The 16,708-nt window shown below is 56.7% G+C and carries 10 protein-coding genes; 8 read left to right on the top strand and 2 right to left on the bottom strand.

Features of this window, described 5'->3' with window-relative positions; translation table 11 throughout:
• Positions 1–94 precede the first annotated feature (94 nt).
• Positions 95–1,099, bottom strand: a complete 1,005-nt coding sequence (locus tag ACOCF6_RS03910; protein ID WP_482459080.1) for an ADP-ribosylglycohydrolase family protein — start codon at positions 1,097–1,099, stop codon at positions 95–97.
• 177 nt (positions 1,100–1,276) lie between these two features.
• Here ACOCF6_RS03910 and ACOCF6_RS03915 point away from each other — a divergent pair, with 177 nt between their 5' ends.
• The 5 genes from ACOCF6_RS03915 (at position 1,277) to ACOCF6_RS03935 (ending at position 9,504) form a co-directional block, all read left to right on the top strand.
• Positions 1,277–1,885, top strand: coding sequence for an RNA polymerase sigma factor (locus ACOCF6_RS03915; protein WP_482459081.1), 609 nt, complete (start codon positions 1,277–1,279; stop codon positions 1,883–1,885).
• On the top strand, positions 1,882–2,967 hold the full coding sequence (locus tag ACOCF6_RS03920; RefSeq protein WP_482459082.1) for an anti-sigma factor family protein: 1,086 nt from the start codon (positions 1,882–1,884) through the stop codon (positions 2,965–2,967). Before ACOCF6_RS03915 ends, ACOCF6_RS03920 begins: the two co-directional genes overlap by 4 nt.
• A gap of 163 nt (positions 2,968–3,130) precedes the next feature.
• Positions 3,131–5,074, top strand: coding sequence for a cache domain-containing protein (locus ACOCF6_RS03925; protein ID WP_482459083.1), 1,944 nt, complete (start codon positions 3,131–3,133; stop codon positions 5,072–5,074).
• A gap of 379 nt (positions 5,075–5,453) precedes the next feature.
• Positions 5,454–8,396, top strand: coding sequence for an Ig-like domain-containing protein (locus ACOCF6_RS03930; RefSeq protein WP_482459084.1), 2,943 nt, complete (start codon positions 5,454–5,456; stop codon positions 8,394–8,396).
• A gap of 238 nt (positions 8,397–8,634) precedes the next feature.
• Positions 8,635–9,504, top strand: a complete 870-nt coding sequence (locus ACOCF6_RS03935; protein WP_482459085.1) for a hypothetical protein — start codon at positions 8,635–8,637, stop codon at positions 9,502–9,504.
• 212 nt (positions 9,505–9,716) lie between these two features.
• Here the strand turns inward: ACOCF6_RS03935 and ACOCF6_RS03940 are convergent, their stop codons facing one another.
• Positions 9,717–13,163 (bottom strand): pyruvate carboxylase, encoded by a 3,447-nt coding sequence (locus ACOCF6_RS03940; protein WP_482459086.1) that lies wholly within the window; start codon positions 13,161–13,163, stop codon positions 9,717–9,719.
• 230 nt (positions 13,164–13,393) lie between these two features.
• Between ACOCF6_RS03940 and ACOCF6_RS03945 the strand changes: the two genes are divergently transcribed.
• From ACOCF6_RS03945 to ACOCF6_RS03955, 3 genes are all read left to right on the top strand, one after another.
• Positions 13,394–14,467, top strand: coding sequence for a branched-chain amino acid aminotransferase (locus ACOCF6_RS03945; RefSeq protein ID WP_482459087.1), 1,074 nt, complete (start codon positions 13,394–13,396; stop codon positions 14,465–14,467).
• 160 nt (positions 14,468–14,627) lie between these two features.
• A complete protein-coding gene (locus ACOCF6_RS03950; protein WP_482459088.1) occupies positions 14,628–14,936 on the top strand; it encodes a 4Fe-4S dicluster domain-containing protein in 309 nt (102 codons plus the stop codon).
• Positions 14,933–16,675, top strand: a complete 1,743-nt coding sequence (locus tag ACOCF6_RS03955; RefSeq protein ID WP_482459089.1) for a SulP family inorganic anion transporter — start codon at positions 14,933–14,935, stop codon at positions 16,673–16,675. Before ACOCF6_RS03950 ends, ACOCF6_RS03955 begins: the two co-directional genes overlap by 4 nt.
• Positions 16,676–16,708: the final 33 nt, after the last annotated feature.

The raw sequence follows: 16,708 nt of genomic DNA on the forward strand, positions 1-16,708 counted from the left end.
TGGCATGGTACAAACATGTGACCGAAACGTCACACACAACTCTCCCCGCGGGGCGGATGCCCGTTTGAGATGCCGGCAGTCAAGAGAATCAGGATCAGGTTCCGCTGCCAGCCACTCTCAGCAGACACTCAACGCCGCCGGCAATCTCCTCTCCTGCAGCAAGGGTTTCGCGCCAGCCTCCAGGTAATGCCTGAATCCCTAACGAAGCCCCCAGCCAGGCGCCGATCATGGCACCCCGCGCCGCGTTGTCACCGCCGGCCGCTGCCGTGGCGCGCAACGCTGCTCCGAAATCGCCCGCATGGTGCAGGGCGCATTGCAGGGCCGCGGGAAAGCTGCTCATCAGCGGACAGGACTGGCCGAATTTCAGGGTGACTTCCCGCACCGCCAGATCACGACCGGCAACCGCATCAGCGATCTTCCCGGCCAGCACAACCCCTTCGGGTCCCAGCTGCAGGGCGAATTTTGCGGCGCGACTGACGGCATCGTTCAGCGAAGTGCCGTTGAAGAGTTCCCGCAGGATCATGGCGTGCGTCAGGTTATAGGCCACCGCCCGAGGATTGTTCTGGCACACCCGCGTGGCCCGCTCCACAATGCCCGCCAGGTCCGAATCCCGGAAATAGCGGGCCACCAGGGGGGCCAGCCGGGTGATGCTGGCCGGTTGGTCGTCATCGGCACCATCCTGATAGCTGTAGGCCTCATCCGGGTGTGCTGCACAATAGGCTCGGTAATTTGCCACCGTGTCCTTGGCGGCGTGATCGCGATAGCCCGTATATTCGGGCGACTCGATCAACGACACAAAGCGCGAGCCGAAGTCGGTGTCATCAAAACGGTTGCACTCCTGCAGGGAGCGTAGCAGCAGCAGGGCCCCGTCACCGTAGTGGGTCAGCTCTCCCGGCCTTTTGCCGGCATGGTAATGTCCGACGGCCGGCTCCTCGAATCCCCGGGGACCACCGGGAAAGCGCAGTTCCAGTTCCTCAAGGTCATAGATCCAATGGCTGCCTAGACAGAAGGCATCCCCTATGAATTGTCCCCACACGGCACCCTTGATACGGTCTGCTACCGTGGGTTGCAAGATAGTAGAATTGTTTCGATCATTCATGGTACACCTCGTTTCAATTGCGATGGTTTTCAGCATGGTCCATTTGTTATATTGTAATCTCATACGGCAGTAATCACCATCCCCTGTACAATCACGCAGGGGACACTGCACCACACGGAAGCGAACCATGATTTCAGCAGTTGCAGGAACATTTCACTCCGCTGCACTGTCTCATATATGACGACGGCACAGCACGCAGATACTGTCGATGACGCCGCCCTGGCCCAGGCCTGCCGCAATGGTGACCTGGCGGCCTTTGAATGCCTGGTGGAGCGTCACCAGCGGATGATGATCAACGTGGCCTTCCGCATGACCGGCGTCTATGAGGATGCCTGCGATATTGTCCAGGACTCGTTTATTGCCGCTTGGCGCAAGATCGGCGACTACCGCGGCGAAGCAAAATTTTCCACATGGTTGACAGCGATCGTCATCAACCTGTCACGCAATCGCTTGCAGCAGATGCAGCAACGGGAACGGCGCGAGGCCTATTCCCTGAATGCGCCGCTTCCGGGGGGCACTGGTGATAACGTGCCTGACCCGCCGTCCGGGGCGCGATCGGTTCTGGAACAACTTGAAGAGGCAGAGCTGCGACGTTCCCTGCAGCACTGCATTGATGCACTCACCCCCGAATTCCGCGAGGTGCTGGTGTTGCGGGATATGCAGGAGATGTCCTATGAAGAGGTAGGTGGGGCCTTGAAGCTGCGCGAGGGGACCGTGAAATCCCGACTGTTCCGTGCCCGCGATGCAGTAAAAGAGTGCCTGAAGAAAGCGGTGGGGGTCATATGAACAGCCACTCAGAGATACAGAGACGCCTGGCTGCGTACAGTAGCGGGGATTTAGATGCCGGTGAACAGGCTGAAATCGAGGCTCATCTTGCTTCCTGCCTACGCTGCCGGGCCGATCTGGCCGACCTGAAGACCACGCTGAATCTGATCAGAAGCGTCCCCGACGTAGAGGCGCCCAGCTGGATGAAATCGCGCATCATGGCCCATCTGCGGGAAGAACAGACCGCAAAGCGCAGCTGGCTGCAGCGCTTCCGGTTTCCGCTGAACACCGGTTTCCCCGTAAAAGCATTGGCCCTGCTGGTCGTTTGCGTCAGCGGCTATTACCTGTCACGCAGCGTTGATACGGAACTACAGCTGGCCAAACAGCAGCAGCTGCAGGAAATCCCTGTACAGCAGGCGCCTCCAGCTCCAGCACCAGCTCCAGCACCAGCTCCAGCACCAGCTCCAGCACCAGCTCCCACCCAAACGCAGACCGGAAGTAAAAATACGGAGCACCTCGCCCCGCAACAATCGCAAAAGACAACCGCCCCTGCCTCTGCTCCGCAGCCGGCCCCAGGGCCGGAAGTCTCTCCTGCTCCACTGGCGCCTCAAATCCGGTCCGCACCGGCTCCAAAAGGCTATGCCCCGTCACCGCCGGCCCTGAAAGATCAGTATGGCGGCAAGGCCGAGTCGCTGAAGACGGCCCCGGCGGCGGAATCCTCAAACCGTGCCCAGGAGGCGGCACCGGAGATCAAGCTGATGAAAAAGAGCCGCAGCCTGGAGCGCAGCAGTGATGTTGCAGCACCAGCAGCTATGGATCGCGCGTCCGGCGCCCCGGCCGGGCTGGCGCTGACTCCGGTCGTGGTTCGCCTGCAGGTGAACGACCCGGCGACCGCAGCGGCCTTGATCCGAAAAGCCGTGGCCCGCTCAGCAGGGAGTATCACGGAGGAACCGGCACCTGCCGGTCATCACCTCACAATCCGCATTCCTGCTAACCGGCAGGCGGAGCTGCTGGAGCGTCTGCTGGAATTGGGCAGGATCATGGAACGCCCCGCACAGCCACCCGCAGGGACGCAGTTGCTGGAGCTGACGATCCAATGGTAATGGCCCCGGCCGGCAATCCACTAAGGCTGGGCATCGTTGTGATCGGATTCCTGATCCGCAATAAAAGTATTTGTGTACATCTTTGGGGATTGCCGCAAACAGATTAGTGTACTATTATGAGAACCCGTTCTGGATCAATTTTGACCGATCGCAAAGGGATCTGATGCAAAAGCTTGTATTTTCGAACCTGCCGATTCGAGTTCAACTGATTGCACTTGCCATCCTGCTGACGCTGCCGGCCCTGGGAATAATAATCTATTCGGGCATCAAAACGCGTGGTGATGACTACCACAAGGCGGTGGTCGAATCCCAGAGACTGGCCGACAATCTGGCCGAGGAGCAGGAAAACCTTGTTCATGATGCCCAGCAATTGGGTAGCCTACTGGCCGAGTTACCGGATGTGGCCAATCGCAACACGGACAGGGTCCAGTCGATCATCAGCAGCATCCTCAAAAAAAATCCCCATTATAAAAACATACTGATTACTGACGCCGACGGTGCGGTCTGGGCCTCGGGCATGCCTTACACGAAGCCGCAGTCAATGGCTGAGCGGCGCTATTTCAAGAATGCCCGGGCAACCAGGCGCTTTTCGTCGGGCGAGTTCATCGTCGGTTCCATCACGCAACAACCGATCTTCTCCTTGGGATATCCACTTGAGGATCACGGCGTCTTCCGGGGAGTTGTATCAATCAGCCTGGATCTGAATGTGTTGAAATCCATCCTGATGCGCTCCCAGCTGCCAAACGGCTCAAACTACATTCTGGTCGATCACAACGGGATCATTCTCTGCCGCGGCAGTGAGACCGGCCGGAATGTAGGCGAGTCGATACAGCCCGCGGAGCTGACAAAGATGAAAACAGGGCCGGAACGGGCCACCGTTGAATTCGTGCGCTACGACGGCGACCGGCGCGTTACTACCTACCGCAAACTGCACCTGCCGGACGAGCAGTCGCCCTACCTGTACGTACGGGCAGGCATTTCGATCAAGGAAGCCGTTGCCAGGGCAAATCGACGACTCCTGTACAATATCGGCATCATGGTGCCGTTTGTCGTCTCTGCGCTGATCCTCGCCGTCTTCATCGGCAAACGTTCAATCGTGGATCGCGTCACATTGCTGCGGACGGCTTCGCAGCGCATTGCCGGAGGCGACTTGAAGATACGAATCGGCAATCAGGTTGCGGGGGGTGAGTTGGGAGAACTGGGACATGCCTTTGATGAGATGACACGCACCCTGGAAGAAAAGATCGCTGAACTGAACCGCTCGCAACAGCTGGAGCATGAAAAGGCGCTATTGCTGGAAGAAGAGATCTGTGAGCGGCAGGTTGTGCAGGAGGATCTGGCTGAAAAACAACATGCACTCGAATCCCTGAACCGGACCCTTGAAGAGCGTATCGAAGCGGCGGTGGACGATCTGCGGCAGAAGGAACAGACCTTGATCCAGCAGAACCGGATGGCGGCCATGGGTGAAATGATCAACAACATCGCCCACCAGTGGCGCCAGCCGCTTAATCTGCTCAGCCTGATCGTACAGGGGTTGCCTGAGCACAAGGATCTGTCGCAAGCAGAACTGGACCACGAGGTCGAGCGCATCATGGGCATCATCATGCACATGTCCCAGACCATCGACGATTTCCGCTACTTTTTCTGCCAGAACAAAGAAAAGTCCTGTTTTACCGCCAATCAGGCGGTGGCAAAGGCGGTGGAATTCATCAATCCCAGCCTGATCGAAAAGGGCATCAGCATATCGATCATTGAGCAGCCTGACGTTCATATTGTCGGATACAGCAACGAGTACGCACAGGTACTGCTCAACATACTCAGCAATGCCAAGGATGTGCTGACGGAGAGAGCCGTAGCAGAACCATTCATCGAAATCAGCATCTTCAGAGACACCACCTGTTCCGTAGTTACAATCACGGATAATGGCGGCGGAATCAGCCAGGACAACATGCCAAGGATTTTCGATCCATATTTTACGACCAAGGAAACAGTGCAGGGAACCGGTATCGGTTTGCACATGTCAAAAATCATCATCGAGCAGAATATGGGTGGAAGCCTGACCGCCCGGAATGTAGATGACGGCGCCGAGTTCCGCATACAGGTATAAATCTGAGGAAACACGCATTCAACACCCTGCACAACAGAAAATATCAAGATACACCCGCTTTTTTTCAAAACGTAAAGATTCTTTACACTCACTCTAATGTACTGATTTTTAAAATTTATTTAATCTTTTGCTGTCGAGTGGTAAATTTCTTTACATATTCGTTAACATGCTAGTATTACAATTCAATTCAGACTATTTCAATACAGTGTAAAGGATCTTTACACTATTTTTCTTCTCCTCCCCGACGTTTTTCCACCTCCGCCTCTCTTCGACACACCATAACAACCTTGATTATCACATGTTTTTAATGGTGGCACGACTATTGATATAGTCCTCGCTGCGGTATTGCACCGTATATTTTTTATGTAAGGAGGAAAGTATGAAACTGAAGTTGATTATTTTGTTTGCCTGTTTAGCAGCAATGATGTCGGCGACCGCAGCACTGGGGGCCACTTATTTTGTGCGCACCGACGGCCTGGACAGCAACAACGGTCTGGGCAACAACTCCACCGGCGCATTCCGCAGCATCCAGCATGCCGCTGATGTGGCCATTGCCGGTGACGTTGTGGAAATCCAGGAAGGGACTTACTACGAAGCGGTCCAGGTCAACAGCCCGGCCACACCAGCAGCTCGCATCAGCTTTAAAGGGGTTGGCAAGGTAACCCTCGATGGACAGAATGCACTCAACGTCGCCATTTTTACCAACTACACCGCCGGCAATGTTGACTTCAGCAACCTGGAAATCAAAAATTACACCGGTTTTGCCTTCTACTTTTACTCCTACGACAATCACATCGACAATTGTGACATCCACGACAACGAGCAGGCTATAGAAGGATATGGCGCCGGCCTTAACTTCGGCGGCCAGATCTTCACCAACAGCAAGTTCTACAACCACCGCGCCACCAACAGCGGCTATGTGATCAGACCTTACGCAGCAGCAAAGGGACTCACCTTTGACAACTGCGACTTCTTCAACAACAACGGCATCGTGCTCTGGTGGGCCCATACAGAAGGGATCAGCGCCGTCATCCATAGCCGCTTCTACAACAATCCCGGCACGGCCATCGGCGACGGTGACCTGGGTGGCACGGTACGCGTCTACAACTCGGTATTTTACAACAATGGCGCTGCACTCACGACCTGGGATGACCGCTACGGTTCCGTCAAGGACTGGAAAAACAACATTGTTGTCAACAACGGCGTCGGCATTGCAAAAAGCTATGCTGACGGCGGAGTTGTTCTCAACGACTACAACCTGGTATGGAACAACACCATCAACTACGACAACGTCTATGCCTTCCCCGGCGCCCATGATGTAAATGCTGATCCGCAGTTCATCAGCGCAGCTGCCTATGACTTCCACCTGCAGAGCAGTTCCCCGGCTATCGACAGCGGATTGAATCTGGGCGGAGAATTCTACGGGGCGGCGACCGACATAGGCGCCTATGAAGTACGCACCGCCAGCACCCTCTATGTCCGGACCGATGGATCCGACAGCAGCAACGGCCTCAGCAATTCCAGCGCCGGCGCTTTCCGCAGCATCCAGCACGCCGTGGACGTTGCCCTCCCGGGAGATGTAATCTCCATCCAGGGAGGCGTATACAATGAGGCGATAACAGTGCTGAACGGCGGCACCGCCGAGCAGCACATTACCGTCAAGGGAGCCGGCCAGGTGATCCTCGATGGACAGCAGCAGCTCGGCAGCGCCATCGTCACCGGCGACAATGGCCGCTACGTGGATTTCGAGAACCTGGAAATCCGCAATTACATCAGTGTGGCCACCTATTTCCATTCCTACGACAACCGCTTCACCAACTGCGACTTCAACAACAACGTTGCCATCTATGAAGGCTGGGCCGAATATGCCTACCCCTATACCGGCTACGGCCGACAGAGTTTCGTCAACTGCAGATTCCACGACAACAAGGGCCCCGACCACCTGATCCGGGCCTACTTTGCCCGCGGCGTCACCTTTGACGGCTGCGACTTCTACAACAACCAGAATTCCATCGTCATCTGGTGGGCACACAGCCAGGAGATCAACACCATCATCCGCAGCCGCTTCTACAACAACAGCGGTGCTGCCACCGGCACCGGCGACCTGATCGGCACGGTCAACGTCTTTAACTCCGTATTTTACAACAACGGCTCGGCTCTTACCACCTGGGATGACCGACCCGGCTCAATCAAAAACTGGAAAAACAACATCCTCATCAACAACGGCACCGCTATCGCCAAGAGCTCCGCCGACGGCGGCACCGTTATCAACGATTACAATCTGGTCTGGAACAACAGCATCAACTACGACAACGTCTACACCTTCCCGGGTGCCCATGACGTGGCAGTTGACCCGCAGTTCGTCAACGCCACAGCCAATGACTTCACACTCATGCCATTCTCGCCGACGATCGACAAAGGGATCTCGCTCGGCTCGGCTTTCTATGGCGCCGCTCCAGACCTGGGCGCCTTTGAAAAGATGCTCCCTTCCACCAGAAGCGTCCTCAGCGGTACACTGGGCAGCAATGGCTGGTTCACTTCCGATGTGACCGCCACCATCAGCTCCGATATCCCGGCAGCGACAGCACAGATCAAATCCAGCCTGAATGCAGCCCCTGAAAGCACGATTCCCGGCAATTCGGCAACAATCACCGCTTCCCAGGAAGGTTCCAATTCCCTGTCCTTTTACGCCGTTGACACCACCGGCAAGCTGGAAGCTGCCAACACCATCAGCATCAACATCGACAAGAGTGCTCCGGTAACCGTTGCAACCGCCAGCGGCACCATGGGTGATAATGGCAGGTACCGCTCCAATGTAGTGGCAACACTTACGGCAAGCGACAGTACCTCCGGGATCAGCAAAACTGAATACAGCTATAACGGGACGGCCTGGAGCACGTACTCAGCACCGATCACTGTCAGTACGGAAGGCACCACGACTCTCTATTTCCGTTCCACCGACAAGGCCGGCATTACCGAGGCCACCAGGAACCTGACCGTGAGCATTGACAAAACAGCGCCAACGGTCTCCAGCAGCGTACCGGCCAACAACGCCTCTGACGTGTCGACTTCTGCCAGCATCGTCATTACCTTCAGTGAGAACATTGTGGCAGGGAGTGCCTACAGCAGCATCAGCCTGAAAAAGGGGTCCACTTCCGTACCCATGACCAAGAGCATTGCAGGCAACAAGCTGACCATCAGACCGTCAAGTTCGCTGAGCGATGATACCCTTTACACCGTCACCCTTCCGGGGAGCAGCGTAAAGGATACAGCCGGCAACACCAGCGCAGCCTTCACACTCAGATTCACAACCGAAGATTAGGAATACAGCTGACGAACTTCCGGGCGGTGCCGACCGGCACCGCCCTTCCTTCATCCCACCACGTCCCCCCCAATCACAAAAAACGCACCCATCAAAGATTTCCGGGAACTTTTCCCTTGCTGCTCCTGTCAAAGGGTACAACAACACATTCCTCCCCGATAAACGGGATAAGTGCGTTAACGAAATATTTTTTGCAAAAGCAGAAATTATTTCTAACTTACTAAGGAGGTAAAACGTCATGAAAACCATCGCAGCAATCATTGTGGCAGTCGTTTTGAGTGCGGCATCGGTATGGGCAGGGAGCGTCGGGGACGCCGTGGAGGTGCGCATTGTGACCGATGACGGCCGGACCCTGCCGACCTACCCGGTCAAACTGCGCAGCGGCATCAAGAAGGTGTATGCCGAGGCGGTCAAGGGAGACCACTACCGCATCGAGGTGCGCAACAAGCTCAACCGCCGGGTGGGTGTGGTCATCGCCGTAGATGGACGCAACATTGTCAGCGGCAGTAAGTCCTGGCTGAAGAACAATGAACGGATGTACATCCTTGATCCCTACGGATCGGGCGAGTTTTCCGGCTGGCGCTCCTCGAACGACCGCATCAACCGCTTCTACTTCACCGATGTTCCCGACTCCTACGCCGCCGCCTTCGGTGACGAAAGTGCCATGGGGGTAATCTCCGTGGCAGCCTATCCGGAAGTACGCCGCTATGAACCGCCCCCCCGGATACAGTCGCAGTCGCCACCTGCCGGACGCAGGTTTGGCGGAAAAGAGTCCGGCCTCGCCGACCGTTCCGAATCAGTGGCTGGCGCCGCAGCCCCCTCTGCACCGGCACCGGCAGCTGAAATGTCAAAAAATCGTGCAGCCAAAGCGGAAAAAAAGGCTCTGGAAAGCGCCGGCACCGGCTATGGGCAGGAGGAGTATTCACCGGTACAGATCGTGGCCTTTGAACCGGAGGGCCGGGCTGTCGAAACCATCCACTTCAAATATGAATGGCGCAAGACCCTCTGCAAACTGGGGGTGGTACAGTGCGACCAGCCGCCCCGTCATAACCCCAACCGGCTGTGGGATAACGGCGGATATGCCCCGCCACCTCCGGGAAGATCATAGGATTTCAAGCACCCTCGAAACACGACGCCCCGCCTCGGAAATCCGAAGCGGGGCGTCGTGTTTATCTTAGTTAAATGATTGATTCACACTTCGTGATCAAAAATGCTCAGATGCCAGGCGCACCGCAGGACTGGGCGTGAGGCGTAGCAGCGCTACGTTGAACGTCCAGGCCGAAGAGCAACGCCGCAGATGGGCGTTTTTCATCGCGAATATTAAGCGATGACGATGACCAGATCTTCTTTTTCTACTTTCTCACCCTCTTTGAACTTCACATCCACGACCTTGCCATCTGCCTTGGCCTTGATGTTTGTCTCCATCTTCATGGCCTCGGTCACCATCAGTACATCACCAGCCTTGAATTCATCGCCGGCCTTGACATTGACCTTGAGCACCTTGCCCGGCATAGGGGCGCCGATATGGCTGGCGTTGCCTTTGTCGGCCTTGTCGCGCGCCTTTTCGTCGGTCGCTGCAGACTGGTCACGGATCACCACCGAGCGGTTGTTGCCGTTCAACTCGAAATATACGGCCCGTGTGCCGTCGTTCTGGACACGTCCGATGGCATTGAGTTTGATGATCAGGGTCTTGCCCGGCTCGATATCCAGCGAGGTTTCCTGACCCGGCTCCAGGCCGTAGAAAAAGATCGGCGTGGGAATGACCGAGATATCCGAGTACTCCTGGCGATGCTTGTCAAACTCGGGATACACATTGGGATACAGGATGGCCGAAATCAGCGCCTTGTCATCGATCCGGTGACCCAGCTTTTCCTCCAGCTTGAGCTTCTCTTCTTCAAAGTCCACCGGCTCCAGCAACTCTCCCGGGCGGCAGGTAATCGGTTGTTCACCCTTGAGGATGATTCGCTGCAGCTCCTCGGGCCACCCTTGGTAGGGCTGACCGAGCATGCCCTTGAACATGCCGACGACCGATTCCGGGAAGGCCAGATCTTCCTTGCTGGTAAAGACATCCTCCGGTTCCAGGTTGTTTTTGACCAGGAACATGGCCATGTCGCCGACGACCTTGGATGACGGCGTGACCTTGACGATGTCGCCAAACAGCATGTTGACCTTGTGGTACATCTCCTTGCACTCGTCCCAGCGCTCGATCAGGCCCAGTCCGGCTACCTGCGGCTTGTAATTGGAATACTGGCCGCCGGGGATCTCGTGGTGGTAGACCTCGGCCGTGCCGGACTTGAGACCGGATTCAAAGGGGGCGTAGTAATCGCGCACGGTTTCCCAGTAATTGGCCAGTTTCTGCAGGCCGGGGGCATTGAGCAGCGGATCGCGCTCGCTGCCTTCCAGAGAGGCGACTAGGGCGTTCAGGTTGGGCTGGGCGGTCAGGCCTGACAGGGATGAAAGGGCGGCATCGACGATATCCACCCCGGCCTCGGAGGCCTTGAGCAGCATGGCAGAGCCGTTGCTGGAGGTGTCGTGGGAGTGCAGATGCACCGGGATGCCGATATTCTCCTTGAGCGCCTTGACCAGCTTGTAGGCCGCCAGCGGCTTGAGCAGGCCGGCCATATCCTTGATGGCCAGGATGTGGGCACCCATCCGTTCCAGCTCTTTGGCCATATTGATGTAGTATTCCAGCGGGTACTTGTCCCGTTTGGGATCGGTGATGTCACCGGTATAGCAGATGGCCGCTTCGCAGATCTTGCCCGACTTGCGCACCGCTTCCATGGCCACCTTCATGCCGGTAGTCCAGTTGAGCGAGTCGAAGACGCGGAAGATATCGACGCCCGAATTGGCCGCCTCCTCTACAAACATCTCCACCACGTTGTCCGGGTAGTTGGTGTAGCCGACGGCATTGGAACCGCGCAAAAGCATCTGGAACAGGATGTTGGGCACGGCCTCGGACAGTTTGTGCAGGCGTTGCCAGGGATCTTCCCGCAGGAAACGCATGGAGACATCGAAGGTCGCTCCGCCCCAGCATTCCAGGGAGAAGAGATCAGCCCCCAGGTAGGAGGTCGGCTCGGCAATCTTGAGGATATCGTGACTGCGGACGCGGGTGGCCAGGTTGGACTGGTGGGCGTCGCGCATGGTGGTATCGGTGATCAGCAGTTTTTTCTGTTCCAGGATCCACTTGGAGAGCCCTTCGGCCCCCAGCTGCATGAACAGGTCCTTGCTGCCGGCAGGACGCGGCCTGGTGGTATCCACTTCCGGCACGCGGGCCTCGATCAGCTCGGCAGATTTGAGCGGTTTTACAATGCCGGGTGAACCGTTGACAATCACCTCGCCCAGGAAGGAGAGCACCTTGCTGGCGCGGTCCTTCTTTTCCCGGAAGGAGAGCAGTTCCTGATGTTTGTCGATAAAGGATGTATCACACTGCCCTTTGAGAAAGACCGGGTGGGTGACGACGTTTTCCAGAAAACCGATGTTGGTCTTGACACCACGTACACGAAACTCCTGCAGAGCACGGTGCATGATGTTGGATGCATCTGAAAAGTTAAGCCCCCAGGAACTGACCTTGACCAGCAGCGAGTCGTAGTGCGGGGTGATCTTGGCACCGGTGAAGGCGTTGCCGGCATCCAGACGGATGCCGCAACCGGCAGCCGAGCGGTAAGTGGTCAGGGTGCCGAAGTCGGGAGCGAAGTTGTTGGCCGGATCCTCGGTAGTGATGCGGCACTGGATGGCATAGCCGCGCATGTCGATGGCCGATTGGCTGGGGATGTTGATCTCCGGGTCGGACAGCTTGTGGCCGCAGGCAACCAGGATCTGGTTCTGGACCAGGTTGCGGCCGGTGATCATCTCGGTGACGGTGTGCTCCACCTGGATGCGCGGGTTCATTTCGATGAAATAGTGTTTGCCTTCCTGATCCACCAGGAACTCCACCGTGCCGGCGTTGCGGTACTTGACCTGACCGGCGATCTTGAGAGCCGCTGTACACAGCTCCTCACGCTGGGTCTGGGTAAGGGAGAGCGACGGGGCGAACTCGACCACCTTCTGGTGGCGGCGCTGCACGGAACAGTCCCGGTCGAAGAAATGCACCAGGTTGCCGTGGTTGTCGCCCAGCACCTGAACCTCGATATGCTTGGGGTTGGCCAGATAGCGCTCCAGAAAGACCTCGGCGTTGCCGAAGGAGGCCTTGGCCTCGCTGGCTGCAGCCACCAGACCTTCCAGCAGCTCCTTTTTGTTGTTGGCCACCCGCATGCCTCGTCCACCGCCGCCGGCCGAAGCCTTGATGATGATCGGATAGCCATGCTCCTTGGCAAAGATGAGGGCATCCTCTTCCTTCTCGATCGGATCCTCGGTACCGGGCACTACGGTGACGCCGGCGGCGATGGCAGCCTTGCGGCCGGCCACCTTGTCGCCCAGGGCCCGCATCATATCGGCTGACGGCCCTATAAAGGTGATACCGTTAACCCGGCACTCCTCGGCAAATTCCGCGTTCTCGGCCAGAAAACCGTAGCCGGGATGGATGGCATCCACATCCGCTTTCAGAGCCAGGGCAATGATTTCATCGATACCCAGATAGGCATCAATCGGGGCCTTGCCCTTGCCGATATGATAGGCCTCGTCCGCCTTGTAGCGGTGCAGGGAGAGCTTGTCCTCCTCCGAGTAGATTGCAACCGTACCGATACCCAGTTCGGTACAGGCCCGGAAGATGCGGATGGCGATTTCACCGCGATTGGCGGCCATAACCTTACGGAATCTGTGTTTCTGCATTAATAATCCTCCATATGTATATTGAGCGTGACTGTTAGCGTAACCGGCAGTGAAACTTATTTAGCAATACTAAAATAATTCAGCTATTTTAAATAGTTAGATACTCCAAGGAAGCGGCAATAAAACAGATTGATTCGGTTTTGTCAACAATGTTTTTCGTCTTGCCGTAACTGGGCAGTATATGGTAATAATTTGTGATGAATGCGACACTGACTGGAGGGTTGTTTCCCATGGATATCAAGGTAATTCCACTGCCGGTGGAAAAAATGAAGGCCAAGATCAAGGACGAATCGCAGCTCGGTTTCGGCAAGCTGTTCACCGACCGCATGCTGGTTGTCGAGTGGAAAGCCGGTCAGGGATGGTGTGACGCCCGGATCGAGCCATACGGCCCTTTCATGCTTGACCCGTCCTGCACGGTCTTCCATTATGCCCAGGAGATTTTCGAAGGGCTCAAGGCCTATAAATGGGCTGACGGCCGCGTCGCCCTGTTCCGACCAGAGATGAACGCGCTCCGCTTCAACCAGTCAGGCGACCGCATCTGCATGCCGGCAATACCCGAAGAACTGTTTCTCGACGGCATCAACAAACTGGTTGCGCTGGAGCAGGACTGGATTCCGACCGCCGACGGCACATCGCTCTATATCCGTCCGGCCATGATTGCCGTGGAGCCGGTTCTGGGGGTCCATCCCTCGAATCACTATTATTTCTTCGTCATTCTCTCTCCGGTCGGTGCCTATTATGCAGCCGGATTCAATCCCATCAACATCATGGTGGAAGATCATTACGTCCGAGCAGTGCCGGGGGGAACGGGCGAAGCCAAGACCGGCGGCAACTATGCCAGCTCGCTCAAGGCCGGACTTGAAGCCAAGCAAAAGGGATATGACCAGGTGCTCTGGCTGGACGGCCGCGAACGGCGCTATATCGAGGAAGTCGGAGCCATGAACATGTTCTTCGCCTATGGCAAGCACATCGTCACCGCGCCCCTGAGCGGATCGATCCTGTCGGGCGTTACCCGCGACTCGGTATTGAAGCTGGCCCCGACGCTAGGACTTACGGTCGAGGAGCGGCCGATCGACGTAAACGACCTGATGGCGGATATCCGCGCCGGCAAGGTTACCGAGGCATTTGGCAGCGGCACCGCAGCCGTCATCACACCGGTCGGCAAACTCTGTTACAAGGATGATGTACAGCAACTGACCGGCGGCAAGGTGGGTGAGATCACCCAGAAACTGTTCGACACACTGACCGGCATCCAGACCGGAAAGCTGGACGACCGCTTTGGCTGGGTCAAATTTATTGACTAACAAGCACAAGGGCCACCGGGGGGCACACCCCCGGTGGCTTATCCAGTATGGATGCCATGAAAACAACGAAAAAACAGACCTCCAACCAATCAGCACCCAACAAGCTCTGCACTTCATGTCGCCGAACGTGCAAACAGGCGTCCAATGCCGTCGTGGCCAAGTGCCCCCGCTATTATCCCTTCAATCGTACCATGAGCAAGCAACAGGCAGAGTTCACCTGGAAACAGCTGGAACTAATCCTCTGAAAGAGATTCTTAGCGACCTCCCCGCGGTCGATTCGGGACGCTGTACCGGCTGCGGTCGCTGCGTAGCCGCCTGCCCCCAGCGGCTGTTTACGCTCGACCAGACCGGCTTTCGCAAAACCGGCCGGCTTCGTTTCAGTGTACGCTGTACCCGCTGCGGCCTGTGCCTGGAAAACTGTCCGGTCGCCGCCATAACTGAACAGTCTGCCAAGGTCAGTCCCCCATGAATAACTCTCTCAAAAACAGACTGTCCTCACAAAGCGGCGCACCCCGCTGGCTGGTCCGCTTGATGCCGATCATCGACTGGCTGCCGGCATATCAATTCCCTTGGCTCTGGTCCGACCTGGTCGCCGGCCTGACACTGGCTGCCTATGCCGTACCGGTCGCCATGGCATATTCTTCCCTGGCCGGACTGACACCGCAGGCAGGACTGTATTGCTATATATTCAGCGGTATTGCCTATGCGCTGTTTGCGACCTCCCGCCATCTGGCCGTAGGCCCAACCGCCGCCATATCAGTCATGGTGGCCAGTGTCGTGGGCGGGATGGCCGGCGGAGACCTGGCAAACTATGCCGCCATGGCTGCAATAACCGCCGGACTGGTCGCAGCAATCTGTTTGCTGGCCTGGATCATGCGGCTCAGTACGTTCGTCAACTTCATTTCCGAAACCATCCTGCTCGGGTTCAAGGCCGGTGCGGCCCTGAGCATCGCCTCCATGCAGCTTCCCAAACTCTTCGGTGTGACCGGTGGAGGTGATACGTTCTTTGAACATATTATCGCCGTCGTCCAGCATCTGGGAGATGCAAACCCGGTGGTTGTCGCCCTCGGCATCGGATCACTCGTACTTCTTCTCGCTGGTGAGCGCCTCTTCCCGGGACGCCCGGTATCATTGTCCGTCGTTGTCATTTCGATTATTGCCGTATCCGTGTTCGACCTGGGTGGACAGGGTGTCAGAGTCGTTGGCCTGATCCCGGCAGGTCTGCCGTCATTCGGATTACCGACTATTGGCATGCAGCAGATGGAGGGGTTGCTGGAACTGGCTTTTGCCTGTTTTCTGCTCTCCTATGTGGAGAGTATCGCCGCGGCACGGACGTTTGCAGTGAAATACCGTTACAACATCGACCCACATCAGGAACTATTGGGATTGGGTGCTGCGAACATGATGTCAGCGCTTGGCCACGGTTACCCGGTAGGTGGCGGATTATCCCAATCTGCTGTCAATGAAAAGGCCGGCGCGCGTACACCGCTGTCCCTGGTTTTCGCATCAATGGCCCTTGTTCTGGTGCTGTTTTTCCTGACCGGCTTGCTGCGCAACCTGCCGGAAACCGTGCTGGCCGCCATTGTTCTGGTTGCTGTGGCAGGTTTTGTCAAATTTGAGGATTTCAGACAGTTGTGGCACGTCAGCAGACTTGAATTCAATGTTGCTCTGGTAGCATTTGTCGGGGTGCTGCTGCTCGGCATTCTTAAAGGGGTGGCGATTTCGGCCATCGCATCGATCCTCTTTCTGCTGCGCATGATGGCAAAGCCGCACGTAGCTGTGCTGGGGCGGATTCCCGCTTCCATACGATTCAGTGACGCGGACCGCCACACCAGCAATGAACGTTTCCCCGGTCTTTTCCTGTTCCGCGTCGAGGCCCCCCTGCTCTATTTCAATGTAGACAACATCATCACTGCCGTAATGGACGGCATTCTCCGGGAGACCACTCCCGTCAGACTCGCGGTCTGTGATCTTTCAACTTCACCCTATATCGATGCAGCCGGCGCCCGGATGCTGGCCCAGTTGGAGGAGCAACTGGAGCAGGCAGGCATCCAGCTCAGGGTGGCGGAGGCGCATGCTGAAGCCCGGGAGATTCTGCGTGCCACCGGTATAAGCGAGCGTCTGGGTGGTGTCAGCCGCTATACAGCACTTGCTGATATTGTTGAAGATTTCGAACGCGACACCAAACGGGCGGCAACGTTTTCATAGACACGAAGATTCACGACCTTTCAATCGCACACC

It is taken from the genome of Geobacter psychrophilus (assembly GCF_056821595.1).